Here is a 26,755-nt window from a genome sequence, read left to right as displayed (position 1 = left end):
GCCATAAAAATAAAATTGAAGCACGAAGGAGAAAAATTTCTTGGCTTCATACTTCAAAATTTAATGTTTATTTACGCCAGACTGTAACTTGAATAACAGTCTTTTTTTGGCTAACGGAACATACTACTTACAGAGGTATCTTCGTGAATCCGCCAGATGGTTTCTCCTAAAAGATTTGCCACGGAAAGCACTACTAATTGCGGAAAGCGTTTGTCTTCGGGGAGGGGTATCGTGTTTGTGACGATGACTTCTTCAAACAAGCCGCTTGATAACCGTTCAATTGCTGGGGGGGAGAAAACTGCATGAGTAGCACAGGCATATACCTGACGCGCTCCTTCTTCACGCAGCAATCTCGCGCCTTCGGCAATGGTGCCGCCTGTGTCAATCATATCGTCTACCAACACGGCTGTTTTGCCTTTGACATCGCCGATGACGTTCAAGACTTCCGCTACATTATGAGCTTGACGGCGTTTGTCAATAATGGCAAGAGGAGCATCATTGAGTTTTTTGGCAAATGCTCTCGCCCGTGCTACACCACCGACATCAGGAGAAACAACTACCAGATCATGCAGTTGTTTGCTGGTCAGATAATCGAGTATGACTGGCGAACCGTAAACATGATCAAAGGGTATATCGAAGTAACCTTGAATTTGGGCGGCGTGCAGATCCATTGCCAGGACACGATCTGCACCTGCTTGGGTAATCAGGTTAGCAACCAGTTTGGCTGTGATTGACTCTCGTCCTGCGGTTTTGCGATCGGCGCGAGCGTAACCATAATATGGAAGAACTGCTGTTACCTGTCTGGCTGAAGCCCGACGACAGGCATCAATCATAATCAGTAATTCCATTAAGTGATCATTAACTGGTTGACAAGATGGCTGGATTAAATAGACATCACAACCCCGGATTGATTCTTGGATTTGAACATAAAGTTCTCCATCCGCAAACCGTTTGCGAATCATTGGCCCCAAGTCCATCCCCAGGTAACGAGCGACTTCTTGAGACAATTGTATATTGGCAGAGCCAGAAAATAGCCGCAGGCGATGGTTGTCGGTTAGTCCTGTTGCAGCTGGCTGCACCTTAAAAGCGGCAGAACTGAGCACAGCAGATCCTCGAAGTGCATTCATGGCGAGATTATCATTTAGATATTTACCAGATTTAACCGGAATAGGCTAAATAAACATCTGTGAGCTTTATTTAAGCTTTCATACAAACTTTAAACATTTCTCAATAGAGCTACCATCAATCCATTTTTCAGTTTTTAGTGGTAAACAAACCATCGAATTCGTAACTGACATATAGTGTGTTAGTTAGCCCCTTTGTTGAGTTGTTCTCAACAACTCAAATTTCCTCTAGATTAGTCTGGCAGAGTAATGATTCTACCAACTGTATTGATTACTGAGACCAACTCTTTTCAGCTTAAATGAAGTAGAACTGGAACTCAGACAGTAGAAATACCCAAAATTAAATTCTTCTGGGGTAGAAGAATATTTTATGATACCAGCTACAAAATTATAAACTGACAAACTCAATTTTTGGATTATAAATTGGACAAAAATTTTCAAATCTGGAAAATTAGCCGGAAAACTAAAAAACCCGGATTTTGCTTTTGGGATGTTAGTCCGAAGCAGCATCAAGGGGAGTTGATGATTTCTCTGTTGCAATTTGGGCAATTTTTTCTGTGGTTTTGGTAATCAATTGGAAATCTGAATGGGATTATTGCTTTTCTTAGGGTAGAATATCGCCGCAGGTATTTGTCGTGTAACTGACGTATGAAAATGAAAAATCCAAGGTAGGAGTGATGGGTTAACAATTTGATGTGTATGAGGGTAAAAAATTTAGGGGTGGAAGGTGCAGAATCCTCAAACCCTGACACTATCCCACAAAGCAGAATTTTGAGTCAATTTTATGTATTGTGTCCTCCAGACTCAGCTTTGTAAGGGCGGTCTTATTAGTTATGATTAAATTTGAATTTATTTATGCAACCCCCAATTTCAATTGGTACTGTCTTACAAAACCGTTATCGGATCATTCAAATCCTGGGACAAGGAGGATTTGGTAGAACTTATTTAGCCGAAGATCAGCGTCGCTTTAATGAATTGTGTGCGATTAAAGAATTAATTCCGATCGCAGCTGGGGCTGGTGCTTGGGAAAAAGCCCAAGAACTTTTTCAACGGGAAGCTACGATTTTATATCAGATTGAACACCCACAAGTACCAAAATTCCGGGAAAGATTTGAGCAAGACCACCGTTTATTTTTGGTGGAAGATTATGTTGCAGGTAAAACTTATCGAGCTTTACTAACTGAGAAACAATCTGTAGGTCAAACTTTCAGTGAAGCAGATGTATTACAGTTGATGCGATCGCTCTTACCTGTATTAGACCACATTCATGGTCGCGGCATTATCCACCGTGATATTTCTCCGGAAAATATTATTTTCCGCGATAGCGATCGCTTGCCAGTATTAATTGATTTTGGTGTCGTCAAAGAAATTGCAACACGCTTGCAAACGGCTGATACTAATATCAATGTTACTAGTGTGGGTAAATTAGGTTACTCGCCTAGCGAACAAATGCAAACTGGACGCGCCTACCCCAGCAGTGATTTATATGCGTTAGCGGTGACAGCGATAGTTTTACTAACAGGTAAAGAACCATCTGAGTTGTTTGATGAAACTCAACTTACCTGGACTTGGCAAAGATTGGTGAGAGTCAGTCCGCAATTTGCTCAGGTAATTAATCGGATGTTACACCCTAGTCCTAGCGATCGCTATCAAAGTGCGACCGAGGTAGTTCAAGCATTACAATTTGTTGAACAACCCGGTGTAGCCACATCGCCAGAAGTAACAAATGTGCAAACAATTGCTGTCGGTCGTCGTCCCGATGCAATTCCACCGCAGCCATCTAATCGACCAGACCCAGCAATTCCCCCTAGCCGTGCTAACTCGGTGTTAGATAACCCGTTAGCTTTGGGTGCAATTGGGAGTGCGGTAGTTATTTTAGCGGGTGTGGGTTCTTGGGCGTTGGTGAGTTCAATCCGCAGTCAGTCTAATACACAGCCAGAAACAACACCGCCTGCACCCCAGACTTTTCCTTCACCTGTGATTTCTGGCGGTACACCATTCGGAACAGCGACACCCACTAATACAGAACCAACTGTTACTAGTAAGCGCCTGAGATTGGACGCATCAAACACCGCGACAGTCGAAAATTCGCTGAAAGCTGGTCAAGTGATGGAATATACATTTTTTGGGCAAGCTGGAGCAAAATTAACTACGGTATTAGAACAAGGTACAGGAATTACTTTGACTGTTTTAGCTCCGAATCGCCAAGTGCTTGACAGTAGCGCCCAACAAGTGAATTCTTATACGGGAATATTGCCAAGAAATGGTAGATATACTGTCCAGTTAACACTAGATTCTGGAGTTAGTGAAAGTGATTATAATCTCAGGGTGGCGTTAGAAAATCCACTCCAGCCAACGCCAACAGCAACACAGACACCAACACCAACCCTAACGCCCACACCAACACCAACACCAACGCCAACGCTCACACCAACATTTCCGCCAGCGTTTACACCCACACCCACCATTCCTACAGACAGTAACAATAACCCGGCTGTAGATGGTACACCTCAACCAACGCCTGAATTACCAAATACTCCTTGATGGAGGCAGAAGGCAGGAGGACGAAGGTAGTCCCGATGAAACTTGTTTCATCGCCAAGCATGGAAGTGGGACTAACATTTTTACTCAGCACTCAGCACTCAGCACTTTCAAGCTAGGAGGGAAGTTTCTCTGGTTGAGATTCCCTTGCAAAATTTCCTCATCTATAATGCTCTTGACTAGATTAGATATTTTGAAAGCAGATTGTTGAACACACTATTAATTACTGGAACTGACACTGAAGCTGGTAAAACTGTTTTAACGACAGCATTAGCCGCTTATTGGCAAAAATATTATCCGCAGCGTCACTGGGGAATTATGAAGCCAATACAATCGGGAATTGGCGATCGCGAGTGGTATCAAAATCTGTTTAAACTAGAACAATCCCCGGAAGAAATTACGCCTTTGTATTTTCAAGCGCCTTTAGCACCACCCATCGCCGCCGCTAGAGAAAATCGCCCAGTTGATTTAGCTGCGGTGTGGAAAACATTGTGTGAGTTGCGATCGCGCTATGAATTTCTCTTGGTAGAATCTGCTGGTGGGTTGGGTTCACCAGTCACTAACGAGTTGACGGTGGCTGATATTGCTGGCGAATGGCGTTTACCTACAGTCTTAGTCGTCCCTGTTAGGTTAGGCGCAATATCTCAAGCTGTGGCGAATGTGGCTTTAGCTAGACAGTCACGGGTGAATCTCATAGGTATTGTACTGAACTGCATTCAACCGCGTACTGATGCAGAGATTACCGACTGGACACCAAAAGAAGTCATTGAATCATTTACACACATCCCGGTTTTGGGTTGCTTACCTTATTTTGATAACCCAACAAATTTAGATCAACTTGCCCAAGCAGCATCTAATTTAGATTTAGAAGCACTAAATCTTTAAGGAAATATTAAACTGAGAACATAACCAAACCTCAGCCGTCTTCTAGCAGTTTGTTGTCACAATGGTTTCCACATTCCCCAGTTCCTATTCTGTTGATTTATCCCGTGTGCGACTTTCTATTCGCACATTGCAACCACAATTAGTAGAGTGGCGGCGGCGACTACATCAACAACCAGAATTAGGCTTTCAAGAAAAACTAACGGCTGAGTTTGTTGCTAGTAAGTTGGAAGCGTGGGGAATTGAACATCAAACTGGTATTGCGAAGACTGGTATTGTCGCCACCATTAAAGGTACTAAACTCAGCACTGAGAAAGTACTAGCAATTCGGGCAGATATGGACGCTTTGCCCATTCAAGAATTGAACGAAGTACCCTATCGATCGCAGCATGATGGCATTATGCACGCTTGTGGACATGATGGACATACAGCGATCGCACTAGGTACAGCATACTATCTCCAGCAGCATCGAGAAGACTTTGCGGGGACTGTGAAAATCATCTTCCAGCCAGCCGAAGAAGGGCCGGGAGGTGCAGAACCCATGATTGCGGCTGGAGTACTAAAAAACCCTGATGTCGATGCCATTATTGGTTTACACCTGTGGAATAATCTCCCCTTGGGAACTGTCGGTGTTCGTGCTGGTGCGTTGATGGCGGCGGTGGAGTTATTCAACTGCACAATTTTAGGCAAAGGTGGACATGGTGCAATTCCCCATCAAACAGTTGATTCGATTGTCGTTGCAGCGCAGATTGTCAACGCCCTACAAACCATTGTCGCCAGAAATGTTAACCCCATCGATTCCGCAGTGGTGACTGTCGGCGCACTGCACGCAGGTACAGCACATAATGTCATTGCTGATACTGCAAATATGAAAGGCACAGTGCGGTATTTTAACCCCGAATTTGCAGGCTTTTTTAAACAGCGCATCGAGCAAATCATTGCCGGAATTTGTCAGAGTCATGGCGCAAACTATGACTTAGAATATTGGAGTTTGTATCCCCCAGTCATTAACGATGCGGGGATTGCAGAATTAGTGCGAGCGATTGCTGAAGAAGTGGTAGAAACGCCTGTCGGAATTGTGCCAGAATGCCAAACAATGGGCGGCGAAGATATGTCTTTCTTCTTACAAGAAGTTCCCGGCTGTTACTTCTTCCTTGGTTCTGCTAATCCAGAAAAAGATTTAGCTTATCCTCATCATCATCCGCGATTTGACTTTGATGAAACAGTCTTACCAATGGGTGTGGAAATATTCATCCGTTGCGTGGAAAAGTTTTTTAGTTGAAAATTTTTCTGTTGAAACCATATCCCGCCTAGAACTAAAGTTCCAGGCTAATAGCCAAAGTCCACTCAAGTGGACTGTATTTTTCATCGAGTCCTTTTTAGAGGACTTGCGCTATGAGACTCGGAATTTATTCCGAGGCTGTATTTTGCGGCTTTGCGTGAGCTTTTGCTAATATCATCAGCAGCGCCAAAATATTGAATTATCTATGTCTGAAAACAATACAGACACCCTTAAGTACTGGCTAATAATTCTAGCATTTATATTCATCCTGACTGTAATGGGTGTTGTTTGGTTATTTTTATTTTCTGACTTTGCATTTTTTAATGCTAAGGGTTTGGAAGCCTCCAATAGAATAGATTATGGAGCTAAAGTTCTAACAACTATTGGAACGATATTTGGTGGATTGGCAGTATTAATAAATGCTTACTATGCAGCTAAACGTTGGGAAGCTATGGACAAAAGTGCTATGGCTGCTAATGAAAGTGCCAAAGCTGCCTTAAAAAAATGCTGAAGCTGCACAAGATAAACAAATTACAGAACGTTTTGCGAAAGCCATTGAACAGCTTGGAAGCGAAAAAATTGAAGTGCGGTTAGGTGCAATTTATACGTTAGAAAGAATTGCTAAAGATTCTGCAAAAGACCACTGGACAATAATGGAAGTTCTGACGGCTTTTGTAAGAGAGAATGCGCCTAGAAAACTGGAAGAGGAGAATATAGATAATACACAGCAGTTAGTAACTTATTGGATGAATAATCAAAACACTGAAAATACACGACAAATACAAAAAAATTCGTACGGATATTCAAGCAGCACTGACTATTATTGGAAGGCGTAATTGTGATAATGATTCAAAAAAACAAAAGCTTGATTTAAATAATATAGATATCCGAGGAGCTAATCTCACTAAATCTAATTGGCAAGAAGTTGATTTTTCCGGAGCTAAACTTCAAATTTCATGCTTTAATCATGCCAAATTGCAAGGCGCAATCTTTATTAATGCTGACTTGCAATATACATACTTCTGTGAAGCGAATTTACAAGATGCTGTCCTCTTTGAAGCAAACTTGAAATATACATATTTTTCTAGAAGTAACCTACAAGGAGCAGACCTCCACGGAGCAGAACTGGAAAAAGCAGAACTACAAGAGGCGAACCTTTCTAGAGCCAATATGCAAAGAATAATTCTCAATAAAGCGAATCTATTATTGGCCAATCTTTCTGATATTAACTTACAAGAAGCTCAACTCAGGAATACTAATCTACAAGGAGCAAATCTCCAAAGGGCCGATATGCAAAATGCAGACCTTTATGAAGCAAACTTGAAAAATGCAGACCTCCGCACAGCTAACCTGCAAAGGACATCTCTCGTATACGCGAAACTTCAAGGAGCGGATTTAACAGGAGTTCAAAATCTAGAAATATATCAGATTGAAATGGCATTTGGCGATCGCACCACTATTCTGCCAGACTACCTTGAATATCCCAAACATTGGCAATAACATTCTTAGTTAATGCTTAAAAATGCCTGCAATTTAGTTTGTATTGATGGCTGCTGAAGATACGCATTGGCGGCGTTGACTAAATTATCCAGATTTTCAGCACTCACATCATCAATATCATCACTCAATGGCTTACCAGTTAGTTCTCGGTCTAGCTTAAACTGCAAGCGTAAAATTTGGTTATCTAGAACTACTTGTTCTGTAATGTACTCATGCACACTAGATGAAGCATCAAATAATATACCAATGATTGGCTGCGCCCATTGTAACAAACCCCAACCCTCAGCTTTTTTAAATGGGATGATGCGTGTGCGATCGCCTGTACCTATCGAAAGAATGGTAATATCTTCTAGTCTATTGCCTAATCTTAAAGCTTCCGCTACAGCACAAGCTGATGGGTTATTGGCTGCTACACCACCATCAATGGCTGAATAGATACATTTAATAGAATAGCTAGCCGTATTATCTGGTACGGTTTCCCAAGGAGAATCTAACAAGGCTTCTCTTGTATAACCTTTATATTTTGTGATAGTGCGAGTTTGACCTTTGCCTACACCATCCGTAATGGTGATTTGGGTATTGTTATAAATATTTTCTGAATGGGCAGCAGCACCATCTATAAAAACACTATTTGCTGTAGCTTGTACCACTGGGCCTCTGATTATTCTATCTAATTTATGGGCAGGAAAATAAGTAGGAGCAGAGGCAGAACAAACGCAGAGTTCCCATAAAGGCACATTATCATAATCCTTATCTTTTCGCCAACTTTTAAATATTATTGGCTCTCTAGAAATGGTGTCATAAGAAGTAATTAATAACTTTGGCTCTTTAACATCAAATAATTTTGTTTCACCTAAGCTTTCTTTGAGAACTTGAATTAAACCACTATCAGAAAACTTAGGTGCAGATAAACCATATTTCAGGATGAGTGGAATCCTCTGGGCAGAAAAAAGACTTGTGTAAGGAAAGATTCTTGAGCTTTTTTGTTGATACAAATCAATGATAGTTTGACTTTTTTTACCTGTGGCGATCGCTGCTGCTAAAATTGACCCTGTAGAAGTGCCTGCGATTAAGTTAAAATACTCGTGTAAAGGTTTATTAATTTGCTGCTCAATTGCCTTCAACATTGTTGCAGCCATAATTCCCCTAATGCCGCCACCATCCAAGCTTAAAATCCGAAAAGGCATATTCCTCCGAATTCTTTTTAGTATTTTTGCTCAGTTCATTAAGTCTAGACAAATTTGATATTAAAAATATAAATTATAAATGTTTGAAAACTTATTTGCTTCACATTTAACATCAAAAATTATTTTAATTTAATTGGGGGAATCTCAATTCTTAATTTATTTTATCAAATAAAAATCTATGAAAAAAAACCGAAAAACAAAAAAATGTTAGCTGGCGAGCTATATCTAGCAGAAGATCCAGAATTAGTTGCGGAGAATAGACGAGCAAGTCTGCTTTTACAAAGGTATAACAGTACTATTTCTGAACAGCAAGAGCAAAGACAACAAATACTACAAGAATTATTTGCCAAGGTAGGAGAAAAAACTACCATTGTGCCACCATTTCATTGCGATTATGGCAGTAATATTTATGCTGGACATAAATTATATATGAATTACGGCTGTGTAATTTTAGACTGCAATATAGTTGAAATTGGTAATAATGTTTTGTGTGCGCCCTATGTGCAGATTTACGCTGCATATCATCCCGTAGAACCAGAAATTCGGCTGACGGGTCAAGAATTAGCTGCACCAGTAAAAATCGGTAACAATGTTTGGATAGGTGGAAATGCGATTATTTGTCCAGGGGTAACAATTGGCGACAACACAACAATTGGTGCTGGTAGTGTAGTGGTGAAAGATATACCTGCAAATGTCGTCGCGGCTGGAAACCCCTGTCGAATTATTCGCTATTTATCAGATAATTAAGGAGCTACATAGCGATATTCTAAAATTTGTAGCCTCTAGCCAGCCAATAGTGCCAATCTGCGATCGCTTGCTCAGTGTTATCATCGGCATCAATAGGCTTGATGTCTGATAATTTTGCCGAATAGACATCATCTTCCTTACCATTAAGGTCAGCTACTTCCACATACATATCTTTTAAACATTCATCATCAGGGGCCATTCCCAGCACCTCAACAGTTTTTTCCTCTATTGCCGAGGTTTTGCGGGATTTTTTCGCCCATTTAGCCATAAACGGACAATTCAAGGCTTCTTCTAGGTAATAATACCAACCCATTGCCCGGTCTTCTTTATCTTCCGCATCTGCAATGATTTCTGTGGCGATGCGATTTTCTCTGGTTTCGTCGCGTTCAACACTAGACATAAGAATAAAAAAACTTGCGTATATTGCACCTTGATATGGTATACCGCTTTAGCTATTGACTGTCAATTTTTTTGTCACTGTTTCACAGAGTCAAGTGCTATCTACTAAGTGCTTAGTATAAAGCTAGTATTTTTTAGAACCAAAGTAATGTTGCTTAGACATCTTGCTGTAAGTTGGTAAGGAATCAAATTGGAGCGATCGCTTATTTAAAAGTCTGATAAATTTGTTTAGCTGCAACAACTCCAGAAATTGCAGCACCTTCCATAAAACCTTGCCACTCATAAAATGAGTTAGTATGTTCACCAGCAAAATAAATGTTATCTACTGAGGTACCTTCATTACCAGCAATGTTAGTAAAATACCCAGGTTGATTACAAGTATAACTGCCTTGAGTGAGTGAGTTTAACGACCAATTTTCCAGATAAGCTAAATACTGGTTGCTTTTAACTTTGGCGGCTGTAATATCTGCACCTGGAAAGATAAATTTTAAGTTACTCAAAAAATTTGCCGTATCTTGCTGAAGAGATTTAGGATTGAGGCTTGCACCTAAATTACCACCAGTGTAATCTGTCAAAACTCCGCGAAAATTAGTTGCTTGGCTATAATTTGTCTCCCAAGTTCCTTGAATAAAAGGGAGATTAGCATAAGCTGTACCATTACTACCAAAATTCACCCAAGGACGGCTATTAAAGCCGACCATTAGTTTTGAGTTTGTGCCGTAAACAAAATTATTAATAGCACTGATTTTCCATTGAGGAAGGTGCAATCCTGTTAAATCGACTGCGCGTAAAGTTGAGAATGGGATTGCAAAAACAACTGCGTCAAATTTTTCACTTGCACTGTTTTCAAAGAATAATTCAATTTTCCCTAAACTATCTTTTCTCGCGGCTAGAAGTTTTTTACCAGGTTTAATTTGTCCTTGCAATTTTGTTTCTAAAGCTTTAACAATTTTTTGATTACCCCCAATGACATGATATCGCTCATCACTAAACACACCAAATGGCTGAAATTTTGAGCGTTTATCTGCATGGGCAAATAACAAAAAACTCAGACAACTTTGTTCGGAAATTTCTCGTCCATATTCACCAGTGTAGGCAGATTTAATCACTTGTTTAATTAACTTTCCCGCCCGACGACTATCAAGATAATCTTGCAAATTGGTAAAATCAAGGCGGCGTTCTACTTCTGTAAAATTATTCGCAGTCGGTTCTTGAATATTGCGTAAATCAGCTTGCATCGCCGCTACAAAATCTCGAAATTCTTCAACTACAAGCGACTCAGAATAACGTTGACTATTGAAGTAATAAAAAACTTCTCCAGATTCTTTAGATAAATCTTCTACTTCTAGCTTAAATTCTTTCACATATCCCAGCATAGTTTTATGCAGATTATCGATGAACTCGCCACCTCTTTCTGCAACTTGTCCAGGAAAAAAACCTTCTAGAGAATAACAACGTCCACCAATGCGTTGACTAGCTTCATAAACAGTAGCAAAAATGCCTTTTTTTTTGCAGTTCATAAGCACAAGCTAAACCTGCTAACCCACCACCAATAATGGCTATTTTGGCATCAGTTGAAGATGGTGCTGCTAAGGTACGATGAGCATAACCAGTACTTATACCCATTGCACCACCGATCAGGGTGAATTTTCCCATATCTGCGAGAAATTCTCGGCGTTTAGTTTTGCGTACTGACATCATTTTCTGAATAGTCGAAATTTCTTCTAAACCTTGGCTAGTCGAGATATTACGCTGTTGACAATAGCGGATAATCCGAAATGTATTGGCTAGTTTGTGAAACAGTTGTGAATGACTCATAAATCTGTATTGGGTTTTGTAAATTTTTTACTGTGTTTTGTGATTAACCGTTACCCAGTATAGTTTTTGTATATGTATTTACCTTAAAGCTGTTGCTGTTGTGAGTAAAGTTTTTACTAAGTTGGCAAGATATGTTGTTAAATTTTTGATATCTATAAAAATCAAGCTCAAAAAATTCAATAAATTTACTGGTTTGTAATATTCATCTCATTCAATTAACTCAGCAAAATTATCGTTATGAGTGTTATTGTTTTCGGCAGTATCAATCTAGATTTAGTCGCCACCGCATCCCATTTACCAACTAGTGGCGAAACTTTATTGGGAAAAAACTTTTTTCAAGTCCCAGGGGGTAAAGGTGCAAATCAAGCCGTAGCCTTAGCGCGGTTGGGAATTCCAACTCAGATGGTGGGACGTGTGGGAGGCAAAGGTTTTGGTGCAGAACTGTTGGATAATTTGCAAACGGCTGGTGTGCAAACTGAGAATATTTTCCGAGATGAAAGTGTCAGTTCTGGTGTTGCCATAATTATTGTTGATGATGTTGGACAAAATCAAATTGTGGTGGTTCCTGGTGCAAATGGAGAAGTAAATCAAGCAGATGTGGAGAGATTATTGCCTTTATTACCAACAGCCAAAGCATTACTTTTACAATTAGAAATTCCTTTGGGTGCGGTTGTGGCAGCTGCTAAAGCTGGACGCAATGCAAATATTACTGTAATTCTTGATCCTGCGCCGGCACAATCTGATTTACCCGCCGAACTTTACCCTTTAGTGGATATTATTACCCCCAATGAAGTAGAAGCCGGACAATTAGTTGGTTTTAAGGTAGATAGCCAAGAGTCAGCAACCAAAGCCGCGATAGTATTCTTGCAAAGAGGTGTAAAATCTGCGATCGTCAAATTAGGCGCAAAAGGCGTAGTTTGTGCCACAGCCGAAGAAACATTTTTTGTACCAGCTTTTCCTGTGAATGTTGTAGATACTGTGGCGGCGGGTGATGCTTTTAATGGTGGTTTAGCAGCTGCACTTTACACTGGAATGTCTTTACATCAAGCTGTTGTTTGGGGTGCAGCCGCAGGTGCTTTAGCAGCCACAAAACCCGGCGCACAAACTTCGTTACCTGATAAGTTGACTTTTGAGGCTTTCCTTAAAGATAGGAGAGACAAGGGAGGCGAGGGAGATAACTATTGACTATTTCCCAATATCTTCATTCCATAGTTCGGGGTTGGTTTGAATAAATTCACTCATCATTTGTTCGCATTCATCTAAATTTAAATCAATTACTTCTACGCCGTGAGATACCATAAATTCTTTTGCGCCAGGAAATGTGCGAGATTCACCGGCGATGACTTTTTTGATGCCAAACTGCACAACTGCCCCGGCGCACAAATAACACGGCATTAAGGTTGAATATAGGGTGATACCTCTGTAACTGCCAATTCTGCCAGCATTACGGAGACAATCAATTTCGGCATGGGTAACAGGATCGCCATCTTGGACGCGCTTATTGTGTCCTCTACCAAGAATCTGGCCATCCTTGACGAGAACGGAACCGATGGGAATTCCACCTTCTTGTCTACCTTGTCTAGCTTGGGCGATCGCAGCTTGCATAAATTCATCCATTCTCTTATTCTCCTTATATGTCAAAACAACTGGTATTAATGGATCACGATGGTGGTGTAGATGATTATCTAGCAACTATGCTGCTGTTGACGATGGATCACATAGAATTGCTTGGTGTTGTCGTCACTCCTGCTGATTGTTATGTTCAACCTGCTGTTAGTGCGACACGTAAAATCATTGATTTGATGGGATTTTCTCACATCCCAGTTGCCGAAAGTACAGTACGCGGTATCAATCCTTTTCCTCGGCTTTATCGGCGTGATTCGTTTATTGTTGACCATCTCCCCATTCTCAACCAGCAAGATACTATTAATACACCTCTAGTTGCCGAACCTGGACAAGATTTTATGGTGCGGGTGTTACAAGAAGCAGCAACACCAGTAACACTGATGGTAACAGGGCCATTAACGACAGTTGCAGTGGCGTTAGATAAAGCACCAGATATTGAAGCCAAAATTCAAAGAATTGTCTGGATGGGTGGCGCGTTGAACGTTGGTGGAAATGTCGAAAAAAGTTTAGAAGCCGGACAAGATGGTTCGGCGGAGTGGAATGTTTATTGGGATGCAGTTTCCGCCGCGCGAGTTTGGCAAACCCAAATTGAAATTATTATGTGTCCTTTAGATTTAACTAACAATGTGCCAGTCACCTCAGATATTGTCTACAAAATGGGCAAGCAACGTCACTATCCCATCTCTGATTTAGCCGGACAATGTTACGCACTGGTAATTCCCCAAGATTATTATTTTTGGGATGTGCTGGCGACAGCTTATTTAGGACACCCAGAATTTTATCAACTACGAGAGTGGGAAACGGAAATTATTACCACTGGCTTAAGTCAAGGACGGACGAAAGTTGTTCCTGGTGGGCGGAAGATTTATGCAATGGATACAGTTGATAAAGATGCTTTTTATGCTTATATCTTGCAGCAATGGGCAAGATGAAAGGTAACAGGAAACAGTGGAAATCAGATTGCTATAGGATGGAAAATACAGCAGATTTTTAGTGAATGAAGTACACAATTTAGTTTTCAAACTTAGGCAGCAAAACTATTCTGACTTCTGACTTCTGGATTCTGCTGTATATGTTTCTACCATAATTAAGAGTTATTTTTTCTCATGACCATTGTTGAAGTTGCATCATCCCTAGTTAACATTGCCGAAAAAAACTCGCGCGGCTGCAAGTAAATTAGCAATTCTGTCCACAGAAGCGAAAAATGAAGCGATCGCTGCGATTGCCCAAGGGTTAGAATCAGCCAGAGAGGAAATATTGCAAGCAAATCTAGCTGACTGTCAAGCTGCGGCGGCGGAAGGAATTGCTAAACCTCTGTATAAGCGGTTGCAGTTAGATGAACATAAATTAAGAGATGCGATCGCTGGAGTCCGAGATGTTGGTAAACTGGCTGATCCAATAGGTAAAGTCCAGATTCACCGCGAACTCGATACTGGCTTAGTCCTCAAACGCATCTCTTGTCCTTTGGGTGTGTTAGGCATTATTTTTGAAGCGCGTCCCGAAGCCGCCATTCAAATTGTTTCTTTGGCGATTAAATCAGGTAATGGTGTAATTCTCAAATGTGGTAAAGAAGCTGTACGTTCTTGTGAAGCAATAGTCAAAGCCATTAAACAAGGATTATCTCAAACTGCTGTAAGTCCTGATGCGGTGCAGTTACTCACCACCAGAGAAGAAACTGTAGGACTTTTAAAATTAGATAAATATGTCGATTTAATTATTCCTAGAGGTTCTAATTCTTTTGTGCGGTTTGTGCAAGAAAATACCCGCATTCCTGTTCTTGGTCATGCTGATGGCATTTGTCATGCTTATATTGATCAAGCTGCTGATATTAACAAAGCCGTAGAAATTACTGTTGATGCCAAAATTCAATATGCAGCCGCTTGCAATGCCATTGAAACTTTATTAGTACATCAAGCCATTGCCGGAGAATTTCTCCCCAAAGTTGCCGCAGCTTTAGCAGAAAATAATGTGGAATTAAAAGGTGAGCAACGTACCTTAGAAATATTACCAAATATTGCCCCAGCCACCGAAATTGATTGGGAAACCGAATATAGCGATTTAATTTTGTCAGTTAAAATTGTAGACTCTTTAGAAGATGCGATCGCTCATATTAACCAATATGGTTCTCGCCACACCGACGCAATTATTACTGAAGATATCGCCACCGCAGAAACTTTCTTTGGCTTGGTAAATTCTGCTGGCGTGTTTCATAATTGTTCCACACGCTTTGCTGATGGTTTCCGCTATGGTTTTGGCGCAGAAGTTGGCATTAGTACCCAACAAATGCCTCCCCGCGGCCCTGTTGGTTTAGAAGGCTTGGTAACTTATAAATATCACATGACTGGTAATGGTCACATTGTCGCTAGTTACACAGGCTCAAATGCCAAGGCGTTTATCCATCGAGATTTGTAAGAAGAGGTAGGGGCTAGTACAATAAGGCAAAAGTAAAAAGGCAAAAGTAAAAAGGCAAAAGTAAAAAGAAAGAATGTTGATACCACAAGCCTTTTAGCAATTCCTTATGGTCACTGAGCATAGTCGCAGTGTGGTCTGTTTATTTACGCCGACCTGTACTAGTATTTTTACTGTAACCTGTAACCTGTAACCTGTAACCTATATCAACAAGCACAATCTATGTTACCGTCACTGGAAGAAACAATCACTGGTTGATGATACAAAGGTACGGTAAAGGTGACAGTTGAACCTAGCCCTTCACCCAGACTGTAAAAATGTACTTCACCACCCATTGCTTCAATTAGCTTTTGGGATATTGCTAACCCCAAACCTGTACCGCCATATTGGCGAGTGCGGGAACCATCTACTTGAGAAAATAATTGAAATAATTTATCTTGCTTGTCTAAAGAAACACCAATACCTGTATCGGCTACCCTGACTCTAACCATACCGGGAAATTGCTGTTCTTGGAATTTGACTTTTTTCTGGACAATTTCGGATGTGATGGTTATACCGCCTTCATGGGTAAATTTAATGGCATTGTTGACCAAGTTCAGCATGACTTGGAGTAGCCGTTGATAATTCCCTTGAACAACAATTTCATCGCAGGTTGTGGGAATTTGCATCCGAAAGCTGAGGTTTTTCATTTCTGCTTGGGGACGCATAAAACTTTCTACACCACAAAATAGCTCATCTAATTTAACAGGGGCACAATCTAATTCCATTTTGCCTGCTTCAATTTTGGCAATATCCAAAATATCATTGATGATATTCAGCAGGTGGATGGATGATTGATGAGCTTCTAAGAGAAACTGGTGCTGTTCTTCTGGGTCGTCTGCCATCCCCTCTAGAATCAGCTTTAAAAAGCCAATCATCCCGTTGAGGGGAGTACGAATTTCGTGGGAAACATTGGCTAAAAATTCACTTTTGAGGCGTGATGCTTCTTCGGCTTTTTGTCGGGCTGCTTCTAATTCTTTATATAAAGTAGCATGAGCGATCGCAGTTCCTAATTGATCGGCTACTTCTTTCGCTAATTCTAGTTCGGCTTTTGTTAGAGGATAACATTCATCTCGCACAGCCACAGCAATCAAACCATTGGCTTGGTCTTGATAGCAGGTTGCAACTACTAAAACTTTCTGATTTGGACAAAGTGCATATTGCGATACCTCCATCACCACAGGTTCTAAAGTGGCTAATGCTTGGGCAAATGCTGGCTCAGAAGCTACATCTATTTCTAAGCCAAGCATCGAACTGCGTTCTGGCTGATGGTACTCTGCTATGACACGCACTTTGGAGCTAGAGGGCTGATAGGGACAGATAATGCAACGTTCTAACTTGAGGGCTTTACCCAAACTGTCTACTGTTTGTTGCCAAATAATGTCTAAGTCCAAAGTTCGCCGAATATTTCTAGTAATTTTAGTTACTAGTTTTTGATGTTGTTGCGAACGTAAAGCCAACTCGATTGGTGTAGGCGCTTTGGCTGTGGTACTGTGTTCTTGTTGATTCACTGTCGCCTGCAATAACCGCCCCATCACTACAACTGTAGTAGCGGCAGTTCCCAGTGGCGGCATGATTGGACAAATTACTAATTCCAACTCATACAACTCTTGCTGGTAGCGAAACCAACATTGAAACTTTTCTGGCACCAAATTTGCTAAAATTCGGTGCAATCGTTCCAAATAAGCTACCTTATCCACAGGAGCAAAAATTTCCTCTTCATGGCTGCTGACTACTTGCTCAGGGTTTAATCCCAGAACTTCACTACGCTGCCAATAAAACGTCAGGTAGCGGCCTGATCCATCCTGCACATACACCAACTCAGCACCGAGAGCTGGTGACGAGCCATTTGTTTGATTAGCTATGTTTTCCAGATTTTGAGAAAATAAGTTTGGCAATTGGGAGTTGGCAGTAATAGTCATTTAATCGAGTTGGGTAGACAAGGGGCAACTCAATACAGGTTTGCTTCGGCTAACGCTTTTGCAGACTTACATTGGGTGTTTTAGCTGTTGTGAACACGATGATTGACCTTTGTGTTCTTGTCTATGAAAAGCTTGTTTGTGGCTGTCAATCATTCCACTCACCTCTAGGCGGTACAGGTGTGCGATAAGGAGTCCGTGTCAGTTCATCATCTCTAGGAATCTCACCCCGTAACCATTGGCGAATTGCCACCTCAATGACTTTGCTAGGATCATTGGTAAGATGCTGAATTTGCTCTAATAACTCAGAATCTAGGCGGACAGCAATTTCTACCTTATCGCCTTGTCTTTGCTCCCCTTCGGTAGCTCTCTCTTTCATATTCATAGGTTTATATACTCTGAATTTGTTTTCTCCAAAGCTTTGTAAAGTAGTTCTACTCAAGTTTCGGGTTAGTTTACTGACAAATCTTAAAGGTATAGATACATAGTTCCCCGAACTCTCACCAAAAATAACAGCTTGAGATTTTTAAGTGGCCATTTTCATAGAACTCACTGTTTCAATGCTCTAGAACTTTTGTCAGTAAATCAGTAGATCCGAGCATTTACGAGGTGTAACTGCCCACGATCCCTACACTATGTACTTATATATCTTTATTGTACGCTGCTGATTGTTCAATACCTGCAAGGAAAAATAGACTTAATTATAGAGACTTTATATAGATTTGCAAAATACTTAAGAGTCATTGGTCATTGGTCAATAGTCATTTGTTATTAGTCATTCGTTATGTTACAGACTTATCTACCTTGTCCCCCTCGCCCCCTCTACCCCCTACCTCCCCACTCCCCACTCCCCACTCCCTCTCCTAAATAGCAGCGTCTTGGCAAAGAAAGCATTAAAATACATTAAGTAAATCGCTCTTTATAACCTTGGTTGCTGCTTCAGCAAAGATAGTATATGACTGACGTTCCCGCAGTTCGCATTCGCAATTTCTGTATTATTGCTCACATTGATCACGGGAAATCAACCCTGGCCGATCGCCTGTTGCAAGCTACCGGCACTGTTGATGAACGACAGATGAAGGAGCAGTTTCTCGACAATATGGATTTAGAACGGGAGCGCGGCATTACCATTAAGCTGCAAGCTGCCCGGATGAATTACACTGCTAAAGATGGTCAGCAGTATGTATTAAATTTAATTGACACTCCCGGACACGTAGATTTTTCTTATGAGGTGTCACGCAGTTTAGCGGCTTGTGAAGGGGCGCTGTTAGTTGTGGATGCGTCTCAAGGCGTAGAAGCTCAAACTCTGGCGAATGTCTACTTGGCGTTAGAGCATAACTTGGAAATTATTCCGGTTCTCAACAAAATTGACCTCCCTGGGGCAGAACCAGACCGGGTAATTAGCGAAATTGAAGAAATTATCGGTCTTGATTGCAGTGGGGCGATTCTCGCCTCAGCCAAAGAAGGCATTGGCATTGATGAGATTTTAGAGACGATTGTGGAACGCATTCCACCCGCACCCGATAGAGTTAATGAACGTTTACGGGCGTTAATTTTTGATAGCTATTACGACCCCTACCGGGGCGTAATTGTGTATTTCCGGGTGATGGATGGGCGCGTGAAAAAAGGCGATCGCATTTACCTAATGGCATCCGGCAAGGAATACGAAATCGACGAGTTGGGTGTTCTATCTCCCACTCAAAAGCAAGTTGATGACCTCCACGCCGGGGAAGTGGGTTATTTAGCAGCCGCCATTAAAGCCGTAGCTGATGCGCGGGTGGGCGATACCATTACCTTATCTAATGCCAAAGCCGCAGACCCCTTACCAGGGTACACCGAAGCTAACCCAATGGTCTTTTGTGGGATGTTCCCCATTGATGCTGACCAATTTGAAGACTTGCGGGAAGCTTTAGAAAAGCTCAGACTCAATGATGCGGCGCTGCATTACGAACCAGAAACTTCGAGCGCGATGGGTTTTGGCTTCCGTTGCGGGTTTTTGGGCTTGCTGCACATGGAAATCGTGCAGGAACGGTTAGAGCGTGAGTATGACTTGGATTTAATTATTACTGCGCCTTCAGTAGTTTATAAAGTAACTACTGTTAAGGGTGAAGAATTATATATTGATAATCCTAGCCATTTGCCTGCTCCCAACGATCGCGAGAAAATCGAAGAACCCTACGTACAGGTAGAGATGATTACACCGGAGGGTTTTGTCGGCACATTGATGGAGTTGTCACAAAATCGCCGTGGTATTTTCAAAGATATGAAATATCTCACCCAAGGGCGCACCACCTTAACTTATGAAATACCCTTGGCAGAAGTTGTCACCGACTTTTTTGACCAGATGAAATCGCGATCGCGCGGTTATGCCAGTATGGAATACCATATCATTGGCTACCGCGAGAATCCCCTGGTGAAGCTAGATATCATGATTAACGGCGACCCTGTGGATTCTTTAGCAATGATTGTCCACCGTGATAAAGCTTATAACGTCGGGCGGTCAATGGCTGAGAAACTCAAAGAATTAATTCCCCGCCATCAATTTAAAGTGCCAATTCAAGCCGCCATTGGTAGTAAAGTCATCGCCAGTGAACATATCCCCGCCTTACGCAAAGATGTCCTCGCCAAGTGTTACGGCGGTGACATCAGCCGCAAGAAGAAACTGTTGCAGAAGCAAGCCAAAGGTAAAAAGCGGATGAAGGCTGTAGGTACGGTAGATGTACCCCAAGAAGCGTTTATGGCAGTGTTACGCTTGGATCAAAATTAATTAAAGAATTTAGAAGTCAGAATCCATTGTGACTTTTATTGGATAAAGACTGTTATTAACTGCATACAGCAACTACCAGGAATGTCTAAGGGAAGATTCTCTTGACATTCTTTTATTTATGTCCTGAAAATTTGGACATATAGCAGGAGATAGGTTACAGGTTACAGACCGAACTTACACCCTTGTACGCTTACATAAAACTCAACAAAGGGGTAAGAGACTTCATCCCCTTAGGAACATTTATCAATTAACCTAGTAAGTTTCATAAGGTATTTGCGAATCTGCTCAACCTTGATAACCTGTGATCTATCCCTAAAATTATTAAAAAATTAGAAAACTTTGGTAAACATACCGACTCAATAGATTTCTTCTCCTTGTATTTTTGAGATACAGCTAGTTTTTTGAGAAATTTATAAAAATTTGGAGATTTTAGTACATGAAAATACTTGTATTAAGTTGGGAATTTCCACCAAGAATAGTCGGCGGTATTGCGAGACACGTAGCTGAGTTGTATCCAGAAATAGCTAAGTTAGGGCATGAAATTCACTTAATTACAGTGGAATTTGGTCAAGCACCGATGTATGAGGTTGTGGAAGGCATAAATGTGCATCGGGTACCGGTGGGACATAGTAATGACTTTTTTCACTGGATTGTCAATCTTAACCAAAGCATGGGTCATCACGGTGGTAAGTTAATTTTGGAGGAAGGGCCGTTTGATATTATCCATGCCCATGATTGGTTAGTGGGTGATGCAGCGATCGCCCTCAAGCATACTTTTAAAATCCCTTTAATTGCAACAATTCACGCCACAGAATACGGACGCTATAACGGCATTCATAACGATATTCAACGCTATATTCACGGCAAAGAAAACTTACTCGCTTTCGATGCTTGGCGAGTTATTGTTTGTACGGACTATATGCGCCGCGAAGTAGAACGCGCCCTCAGCAGCCCTTGGGACAAAATCGATGTGATTTATAACGGTATCCGTCCAGAGAAAAAACAGCATCACCAAGATTTTCACGCGCAAGATTTTCGCCGCCAATTTGCCGCCGATGGTGAAAAAATTGTTTACTATGTCGGGCGGATGACTCATGAAAAAGGTGTACCAGTATTATTAAATGCTGCACCCAAAGTTCTTGCAGAGATGGGTGGTTACGTTAAATTTGTGATTATTGGTGGCGGTAATACCGATCATCTTAAACGCCAAGCCGCAGATTTAGGCATTTGGGATAAATGCTATTTTACTGGTTTCTTATCTGATGAATACTTAGATAAGTTCCAAACCATCGCCGACTGTGCTGTATTTCCTAGTTTTTATGAACCCTTTGGTATCGTGGCTTTAGAAAGCTTTGCATCGCGTGTACCCGTGGTAGTTTCCGACACTGGTGGTTTCCCGGAAGTTGTTCAGCATACCAAAACAGGTATCGTCACTGGGGTAAATGATCCTGATTCTTTGGCGTGGGGAATTTTGGAGGTTTTGAAAAACCCCGAATATCGGCAATGGCTGGTTGATAATGCTTACGAAGATTTAGAACGCCGCTTTAGCTGGTCAAAATTAGCCCAGCAAACAGAGTCAGTTTATCAGCGAGTGGCGCAGGAGCGATCGCAAGTTATCTGGTAATTCAACACAGAGTAAAACTGAGGATACTGCCCCCAAACCAGAGAATAAATGATTACTCTGGACTATTTGACGTTAAAAAACATTACAAGACCTGTACGCTGGGAATTTCAAGCCTTCTGATGCGAGAGTAAACAGTAAATGCAGTTTGCTCTATAAAGTTAGTATGACGAAGGCATTCCCAGATATAGCAAAGTTCTGGAAGAATTTGGGAACTGTGTTGTTAAGGATGGGTGCCAGTTTAATAACCCGTCTTACAGCATACCTGAAACGCCACTTCATTGACAACACTGTTGATGTTGTTCCGCCCCTTTCCCACCTTCCTCGTCTAGCTGGCCCCGTACTTAACTTAGGCGGTGGTGGCCCTGATGTTGAGAAGGCTATTCAATGGATGATTGACCAAGTTCGTGGAGATACTAGTAGCAGCGCCAATAAAGTTGATGTGGTGGTTCTCCGCACTTATGGCAGTGATGATTACAATCACCTCATTTATGGAATGAGAGGTGTAAACTCAGTCAAAACACTCATCATTAGTAACCGTAATGATGCCAACCGGGAAGATATCGTCACCAAAGTCAGAAAAGCTGGCGTAGTTTTCTTTGCTGGTGGCGACCAATGTCAATATATCCGCAGTTGGAAAAACACCAGACTAGAAAACGCTGTGCGAGAAGTCTACACTAGAGGCGGTGCAATTGGCGGGACGAGTGCAGGTGCAATGATTCACAGTGAGTATATCTACGATTCTTGTGCTTGCGAAGACAGCATAGAAACAAGAGAAATACTCGAAGACCCTTATCGAAATATCACCTTTACATACGATTTTTTTCAATGGGGTCATTTGCGCGGAACTATCATCGATACCCACTTTGATAGCCGTAAACGTATGGGTCGCATTATGGCTTTTATTGCCCGACAAATTCAAGATGGTAAAGCTAACCGCGTTTTAGGAATAGCTATTAGTGAGGAGACATCCCTTGTCATAGATAAATATGGTCTAGCCAAGGTGATGGGGAGAAACGCCGCCTACTTTGTCTTGGGTGACCACCCGCCGGAGATATGTAAACCCCGAACACCTCTGACTTACCATGACTATAAAATTTGGCGGGTTCCCAGTGGCGATACATTCGACCTGAGAAACCCGCCAAACCGGGGTTATTACTTTAGAAGTGTGAAGCGGGGGAGGTTTAATTCAGATCCCTATTAAGAGAGGGTATGAGGGTGTAAGGGGGTGAGGGGAAGAAGTAACTTCGGTCTTCAACTAGAAGGTCTGAAAACCTTTCTAATTGTCCTCCTGCCTCCTGCCTATCATACACCCCTATACCCCTACACCCTTACACCCAACCTGACTTTACTTACAACTTCGTCCCACAATCAGAACAGAAGTTATGGTTTGGCGCATTCATGCTACCGCAGTGACTACAACAAACAGGTTCTACAGAACTTGTGGGTGGTTGCTTGGGTAAACCGACCATTTGGGCGTTGCTCTTACCAGGGGCTACCATTGGATAGCAGTTTTCATCTCTGGTGACGTGAACATTTAAGATGACGGGGCCGTTATACGCCAACATTTCGGCGATCGCATCTTTTAATTGCTCCCGTTCTTTAACTACAATGCCTTTGATACCATAAGCTTTCGCCAATAACTCAATATCTGGCATCCCAACTTCCATGTTGGAAGAAGAGTAACGTTCGCCGTGGAAAGCTTGTTGCCACTGACGCACCATTCCCTGCCAACCATTGTTAACGATTACAGTCTTGACATTAATCCCATATTGTGCTGCTGTTCCCAATTCTTGTAAACACATTTGGAAACTTGCATCACCGCTAATACAAATCACTTCTTCGTCAGGGAAGGCGACTTTTGCACCAATAGCCGCAGGTAAGCCAAAACCCATTGTTCCTAAACCCGCGCTGGAAATCCAACGGCGTGGCCCATTCTTGAGGAATTGCGCCGCCCACATTTGATGCTGACCTACATCTGTGGTGTAGAAGGCGTGGGGTGCTTGGCGACTAACTTCGACAATGGCTTCTTGGGGAGAAATGCTGTCGGGGTGCTGGGGAACAACTAAGGGATATTCTTCCCGCCAACGGTTAATTAAATTCAACCATTCTTGGTTTTGGTTGGGTGTAGGTTTAATCCCAGATTGCTTGCAGCGTCGCAACAAATCAAGCAGTACATTGCGGACATCACCAACAATGGGTACTTCAGGAATGCGGTTTTTCCCTACTTCTGCTGGGTCGATGTCGATGTGAATTACTTTGGCGCGGGAGGCAAATTCATCTAATTTACCAGTCACGCGGTCATCAAATCTTGCCCCAATGCAAATCAACAAATCACAATCACTGACAGCAAAGTTAGCGTAGGCTGTGCCGTGCATTCCCAACATCCCCACAGACAAAGGATGATGTTCATCAAATGCACCAATTCCCATCAATGTGGTGGTGACAGGAATATTGAATAACTCAGCTAACTGTTTAACTTCTTCATGGGCGTTAGCTGCGATCGCACCACCACCAACATACAACAATGGACGGCGGCTTTCTTTCAGCAACTTAATTGCCGCATTGATTTGGCGGGGATTTCCCTTAACTGTGGGGCGATATCCAGGTAATTTGACTGTACCTGGTTCTACAGGCTCATAATCAAATTCTTCAAAGGCTACATCTTTGGGGACATCAATTAAAACTGGCCCTGGTCTGCCTGTGCTGGCAATGTGAAATGCTTCAGCCACAATTCTGGCCATGTCTTTGGGGTCGCGCACAACATAAGAGTGCTTGACTATGGGTAAAGTAATGCCGTAAATATCGGTTTCTTGGAACGCATCTGTACCGATCATTTTCCGGGGTACTTGTCCCGTGACGATCACCATTGGAATCGAATCCATGTAGGCTGTAGCGATACCTGTTACCAAATTGGTCGCCCCAGGGCCAGAAGTCCCAAAGCAAACTCCTACCTTACCAGTGGCGCGGGCATAGCCGTCTGCGGCGTGGGCTGCGCCTTGTTCATGCCTTACCAGGATGTGCTTCAGCGCACCAGTGGATTCTACTTTGTATAAATCATCATAAATCGGCAGGATTGCCCCACCAGGATAACCAAAAATATACTCAACGCCGTGGCGGAGGAGGCTATCTAGTAAAGCGAAACCACCAGTTGCCCGTTTGGGTGTCACAACTGACGATTGAGCAGCAGACTGGTTTTGATTCTCGGTTTTTGCGGGACTAATCGGGGAAGGCAAGCTCAAGGTCACGGTCGAACCTCAGATAATAGCTAAGTTAACGCTTAAATTCTGTAGTTAAGATTTCATTTTAATGGAAAAGTTCGATTTAGTGCCTACCGATTTTTTAAATATCAATCACAAGGTAGAAGTGACAAACAGATAAATCTGTTTGTGCTGAATCTTGCAAAAATATCAATTCAAAAATTATTTTGCAGCTAACTATCTTTCATCATAGACAATCAAGCTCTTTAAATCACATCTTGTAATACTCGGCGGGTATTTTGCCATGCCCAAACACCAACAGCAGCAACGACAACGCTCATTGTCACTAGTACCACACGCAACCCAAGGACATCTGTTAATGGCCCAGTAATGGCTAAAGGTACAGATAAAGCAATATTTACGGCATGGTTTTGAAAACCAAATACTTTACCGTGCATGGTTGGTGGTGTTTGTTGCTGAATTAAAGTTTGCATAGGTACGCCAATTAAGGCCGCACCTATACCTAACAATGTACACAGGCCTAATGCCAGCAATAAGTTATGGGTAAATGTGAAGACTCCCAAAACTAGTGCCATTGCTAAAAATCCCATCAAAGGTAAAGGCTTGTGGTGTAATTTATCCCCCCAGTGACCTAAAATCCCAGCCCCGATGAGCATTCCAACTCCAGCAGCTGCTAAGAAAAAGCCAAACTGCTTTTCTTTTAAACCAAACTCTTCTGCTAATCGAATTGTCAAGACTGTTAAAGCTGCAAACACACAATATAAGGTGGTTAGTTGCAGCATTGCATTTAAAACTAAGCGGTTTTTCTTGAGGTAGCGCACACTTTCTCTAAATTCCGCCCAAGGGTTCACAGATACTCGATGTTCTCGATGGGGTTTATGTTCTTTAAATTGAATCGGTTGCATCATCACACCCGATAAAATGTATAGTCCGCCAACGATAATTTCTTGCCCGTATTCTTCTCCCATTAAGGTTTTAGCCCAACTTAATATGGGTTCTCCAATGGCAAAACCTACTATCAACGCGCCCATCATGGTGCTGCTAAACAGGGCGTTGGCTGCCAATAAATTTTCTCGCCGTACTAATAAGGGGATGGCTGCTTGTTCTGCGGGGGCAAAAAACTGCGTTACTGTAGAGATGCAAAAGGTGAGAATTAATAAAATAAAAAATTCTCTTGGTAAAAAGGGCAGACACAGTGTTAATAGCCCACGCACAATATCGGAGCCTACCATGATCAGCTTTTTTGGCAACCGATCCACAAACACACCACCCGCAGAACCGAATAAAATGGCGGGGATGGTAAATGCCACCATCAAAGTTGAGTACATCGAGTTCTCGGCTAATCCTGATGGGGCTGGATAAAATTCCAGTAAGGCAATCATCAGCACGAAAAAGACTTTATCTGCCAACTGGGAAATGAGTTGTCCAATCCACAGAAGCATGAAGCCACGGTTTTTTAGCAGTGCGCTAAACCCATTATTGACAGCAGCAGGTTCAGTTGGAAACATCGGTTCTTAGTGATAACGACTAGGGTAGATAGAACAGCTGAGGGAAAGAATAAAGTATAAAGTGTGAAATTTTAGCTTTCTGGTAGTTCAATTTTGGATAACACAATTGAAAATCCAAAATCTAAAATTCTTCTGTCTTCTATTTCTCACTCCTGTTTGCTGATG

The 26,755-nt window shown here is 41.9% G+C and carries 22 protein-coding genes and 2 pseudogenes; 14 read left to right on the top strand and 10 right to left on the bottom strand.

Annotated elements, in window-relative coordinates; translation table 11 throughout:
• Positions 1-110: 110 nt before the first annotated feature.
• A complete protein-coding gene (locus ACX27_RS15810; RefSeq protein WP_062294265.1) occupies positions 111-1,127 on the bottom strand; it encodes a ribose-phosphate pyrophosphokinase in 1,017 nt (338 codons plus the stop codon).
• A gap of 852 nt (positions 1,128-1,979) precedes the next feature.
• Here ACX27_RS15810 and ACX27_RS15800 point away from each other — a divergent pair.
• The 7 genes and pseudogenes from ACX27_RS15800 (at position 1,980) to ACX27_RS15775 (ending at position 7,329) form a co-directional block, all read left to right on the top strand.
• A complete protein-coding gene (locus ACX27_RS15800; RefSeq protein WP_062294262.1) occupies positions 1,980-3,668 on the top strand; it encodes a serine/threonine-protein kinase in 1,689 nt (562 codons plus the stop codon).
• Positions 3,669-3,872: 204 nt separating this feature from the next.
• Entirely contained in the window at positions 3,873-4,550 is a 678-nt protein-coding gene (bioD, locus tag ACX27_RS15795) for a dethiobiotin synthase (RefSeq protein ID WP_062294260.1), read from the top strand.
• 61 nt (positions 4,551-4,611) lie between these two features.
• The gene (locus ACX27_RS15790) at positions 4,612-5,829 is read left to right on the top strand and encodes a M20 family metallopeptidase (RefSeq protein ID WP_062294257.1); all 1,218 of its coding nucleotides are present in this window, start codon (positions 4,612-4,614) and stop codon (positions 5,827-5,829) included.
• A gap of 205 nt (positions 5,830-6,034) precedes the next feature.
• Complete coding sequence (locus tag ACX27_RS15785; RefSeq protein ID WP_062294254.1) at positions 6,035-6,340, top strand: hypothetical protein; 306 nt, start codon at positions 6,035-6,037, stop codon at positions 6,338-6,340.
• Between the two features lie 73 nt (positions 6,341-6,413).
• Complete coding sequence (locus ACX27_RS15780) at positions 6,414-6,665, top strand: hypothetical protein (RefSeq protein WP_062294251.1); 252 nt, start codon at positions 6,414-6,416, stop codon at positions 6,663-6,665.
• Positions 6,580-6,759: pseudogene (locus ACX27_RS35765) on the top strand (pentapeptide repeat-containing protein); the annotation flags it as partial. The gene ACX27_RS15780 and the pseudogene ACX27_RS35765, both read left to right, overlap by 86 nt.
• Before the next feature lie 45 nt (positions 6,760-6,804).
• Positions 6,805-7,329: a pentapeptide repeat-containing protein gene (locus tag ACX27_RS15775; RefSeq protein ID WP_062294249.1), complete on the top strand. Its 525-nt coding sequence runs from the start codon at positions 6,805-6,807 to the stop codon at positions 7,327-7,329.
• A gap of 5 nt (positions 7,330-7,334) precedes the next feature.
• On the opposite strand, the gene ACX27_RS15770 is transcribed toward ACX27_RS15775, so the two are convergent.
• On the bottom strand, positions 7,335-8,516 hold the full coding sequence (locus tag ACX27_RS15770; RefSeq protein WP_062294247.1) for a patatin-like phospholipase family protein: 1,182 nt from the start codon (positions 8,514-8,516) through the stop codon (positions 7,335-7,337).
• 204 nt (positions 8,517-8,720) lie between these two features.
• Here ACX27_RS15770 and ACX27_RS15765 point away from each other — a divergent pair, with 204 nt between their 5' ends.
• Positions 8,721-9,263 (top strand): sugar O-acetyltransferase, encoded by a 543-nt coding sequence (locus ACX27_RS15765; RefSeq protein ID WP_062294244.1) that lies wholly within the window; start codon positions 8,721-8,723, stop codon positions 9,261-9,263.
• Between the two features lie 19 nt (positions 9,264-9,282).
• Here ACX27_RS15765 and ACX27_RS15760 read toward each other — a convergent pair whose 3' ends face one another.
• The 3 genes from ACX27_RS15760 to ACX27_RS33915 form a co-directional block, all read right to left on the bottom strand.
• Positions 9,283-9,663 (bottom strand): calcium-binding protein, encoded by a 381-nt coding sequence (locus ACX27_RS15760; protein WP_062294242.1) that lies wholly within the window; start codon positions 9,661-9,663, stop codon positions 9,283-9,285.
• Between the two features lie 202 nt (positions 9,664-9,865).
• The gene (locus ACX27_RS15755) at positions 9,866-11,182 is read right to left on the bottom strand and encodes a flavin monoamine oxidase family protein (RefSeq protein ID WP_235526231.1); all 1,317 of its coding nucleotides are present in this window, start codon (positions 11,180-11,182) and stop codon (positions 9,866-9,868) included.
• Positions 11,142-11,480 carry an NAD(P)-binding protein gene (locus ACX27_RS33915; protein WP_235526230.1) on the bottom strand — a complete coding sequence of 113 codons (339 nt, stop codon included), beginning with the start codon at positions 11,478-11,480 and terminating at the stop codon, positions 11,142-11,144. Before ACX27_RS33915 ends, ACX27_RS15755 begins: the two co-directional genes overlap by 41 nt.
• Positions 11,481-11,717: 237 nt before the next feature.
• Between ACX27_RS33915 and rbsK the strand changes: the two genes are divergently transcribed.
• Positions 11,718-12,665 (top strand): ribokinase, encoded by a 948-nt coding sequence (rbsK, locus tag ACX27_RS15750; protein WP_062294240.1) that lies wholly within the window; start codon positions 11,718-11,720, stop codon positions 12,663-12,665.
• On the opposite strand, the gene ACX27_RS15745 is transcribed toward rbsK, so the two are convergent.
• Complete coding sequence (locus tag ACX27_RS15745) at positions 12,666-13,097, bottom strand: nucleoside deaminase (protein ID WP_062294239.1); 432 nt, start codon at positions 13,095-13,097, stop codon at positions 12,666-12,668. It abuts the gene before it with no gap.
• 17 nt (positions 13,098-13,114) lie between these two features.
• On the opposite strand from ACX27_RS15745, the gene ACX27_RS15740 reads away from it, so the two are divergent.
• Both ACX27_RS15740 and ACX27_RS15735 read left to right on the top strand, forming a co-directional pair.
• Positions 13,115-14,038, top strand: a complete 924-nt coding sequence (locus tag ACX27_RS15740; RefSeq protein ID WP_062294238.1) for a nucleoside hydrolase — start codon at positions 13,115-13,117, stop codon at positions 14,036-14,038.
• 174 nt (positions 14,039-14,212) lie between these two features.
• Positions 14,213-15,518 (top strand): annotated as a pseudogene (locus ACX27_RS15735) (glutamate-5-semialdehyde dehydrogenase).
• Between the two features lie 203 nt (positions 15,519-15,721).
• Here ACX27_RS15735 and ACX27_RS15730 read toward each other — a convergent pair.
• Positions 15,722-17,476: an ATP-binding protein gene (locus tag ACX27_RS15730; RefSeq protein ID WP_062294237.1), complete on the bottom strand. Its 1,755-nt coding sequence runs from the start codon at positions 17,474-17,476 to the stop codon at positions 15,722-15,724.
• Positions 17,477-17,621: 145 nt separating this feature from the next.
• Entirely contained in the window at positions 17,622-17,858 is a 237-nt protein-coding gene (locus tag ACX27_RS15725; RefSeq protein ID WP_015113554.1) for a hypothetical protein, read from the bottom strand.
• Between the two features lie 570 nt (positions 17,859-18,428).
• Here ACX27_RS15725 and lepA point away from each other — a divergent pair.
• The 3 genes from lepA to ACX27_RS15710 all read left to right on the top strand — a co-directional run bounded on the left by lepA (position 18,429) and on the right by ACX27_RS15710 (position 23,065).
• Complete coding sequence (gene lepA, locus ACX27_RS15720) at positions 18,429-20,240, top strand: translation elongation factor 4 (RefSeq protein WP_062294236.1); 1,812 nt, start codon at positions 18,429-18,431, stop codon at positions 20,238-20,240.
• A 436-nt stretch (positions 20,241-20,676) separates the two neighbouring features.
• Positions 20,677-21,864, top strand: a complete 1,188-nt coding sequence (locus ACX27_RS15715; RefSeq protein ID WP_062294234.1) for a glycosyltransferase family 4 protein — start codon at positions 20,677-20,679, stop codon at positions 21,862-21,864.
• A 163-nt stretch (positions 21,865-22,027) separates the two neighbouring features.
• Positions 22,028-23,065: a cyanophycinase gene (locus ACX27_RS15710; protein WP_062294232.1), complete on the top strand. Its 1,038-nt coding sequence runs from the start codon at positions 22,028-22,030 to the stop codon at positions 23,063-23,065.
• A gap of 148 nt (positions 23,066-23,213) precedes the next feature.
• Here ACX27_RS15710 and ilvB read toward each other — a convergent pair whose 3' ends face one another.
• Positions 23,214-25,109, bottom strand: a complete 1,896-nt coding sequence (gene ilvB / locus ACX27_RS15705; RefSeq protein ID WP_062294230.1) for a biosynthetic-type acetolactate synthase large subunit — start codon at positions 25,107-25,109, stop codon at positions 23,214-23,216.
• A gap of 218 nt (positions 25,110-25,327) precedes the next feature.
• On the bottom strand, positions 25,328-26,590 hold the full coding sequence (locus ACX27_RS15700) for an MFS transporter (protein ID WP_062294227.1): 1,263 nt from the start codon (positions 26,588-26,590) through the stop codon (positions 25,328-25,330).
• Positions 26,591-26,755 lie beyond the last annotated feature (165 nt).

Origin of the sequence: Nostoc piscinale CENA21 (assembly GCF_001298445.1) — a bacterium.
GTDB lineage: Bacteria > Cyanobacteriota > Cyanobacteriia > Cyanobacteriales > Nostocaceae > Nostoc_B > Nostoc_B piscinale_A.
The sequence above is the reverse complement of the archived record's forward strand: the minus strand, read 5'-3'. Positions and strand labels throughout refer to the sequence as shown.

Coding starts and splice junctions, on each gene's coding strand:
- ACX27_RS15810 (WP_062294265.1), bottom strand. CDS start 1,127: ATGAATGCACTTCGAGGATCTGCTGTGCTCAGTTCTGCCGCTTTTAAG.
- ACX27_RS15800 (WP_062294262.1), top strand. CDS start 1,980: ATGCAACCCCCAATTTCAATTGGTACTGTCTTACAAAACCGTTATCGG.
- ACX27_RS15790 (WP_062294257.1), top strand. CDS start 4,612: ATGGTTTCCACATTCCCCAGTTCCTATTCTGTTGATTTATCCCGTGTG.
- ACX27_RS15785 (WP_062294254.1), top strand. CDS start 6,035: ATGTCTGAAAACAATACAGACACCCTTAAGTACTGGCTAATAATTCTA.
- ACX27_RS15770 (WP_062294247.1), bottom strand. CDS start 8,516: ATGCCTTTTCGGATTTTAAGCTTGGATGGTGGCGGCATTAGGGGAATT.
- ACX27_RS15765 (WP_062294244.1), top strand. CDS start 8,721: ATGTTAGCTGGCGAGCTATATCTAGCAGAAGATCCAGAATTAGTTGCG.
- ACX27_RS15760 (WP_062294242.1), bottom strand. CDS start 9,663: ATGTCTAGTGTTGAACGCGACGAAACCAGAGAAAATCGCATCGCCACA.
- ACX27_RS15755 (WP_235526231.1), bottom strand. CDS start 11,182: ATGAACTGCAAAAAAAAAGGCATTTTTGCTACTGTTTATGAAGCTAGT.
- ACX27_RS33915 (WP_235526230.1), bottom strand. CDS start 11,480: ATGAGTCATTCACAACTGTTTCACAAACTAGCCAATACATTTCGGATT.
- rbsK (WP_062294240.1), top strand. CDS start 11,718: ATGAGTGTTATTGTTTTCGGCAGTATCAATCTAGATTTAGTCGCCACC.
- ACX27_RS15745 (WP_062294239.1), bottom strand. CDS start 13,097: ATGGATGAATTTATGCAAGCTGCGATCGCCCAAGCTAGACAAGGTAGA.
- ACX27_RS15740 (WP_062294238.1), top strand. CDS start 13,115: ATGTCAAAACAACTGGTATTAATGGATCACGATGGTGGTGTAGATGAT.
- ACX27_RS15730 (WP_062294237.1), bottom strand. CDS start 17,476: ATGACTATTACTGCCAACTCCCAATTGCCAAACTTATTTTCTCAAAAT.
- ACX27_RS15725 (WP_015113554.1), bottom strand. CDS start 17,858: ATGAATATGAAAGAGAGAGCTACCGAAGGGGAGCAAAGACAAGGCGAT.
- lepA (WP_062294236.1), top strand. CDS start 18,429: ATGACTGACGTTCCCGCAGTTCGCATTCGCAATTTCTGTATTATTGCT.
- ACX27_RS15715 (WP_062294234.1), top strand. CDS start 20,677: ATGAAAATACTTGTATTAAGTTGGGAATTTCCACCAAGAATAGTCGGC.
- ACX27_RS15710 (WP_062294232.1), top strand. CDS start 22,028: ATGACGAAGGCATTCCCAGATATAGCAAAGTTCTGGAAGAATTTGGGA.
- ACX27_RS15700 (WP_062294227.1), bottom strand. CDS start 26,590: ATGTTTCCAACTGAACCTGCTGCTGTCAATAATGGGTTTAGCGCACTG.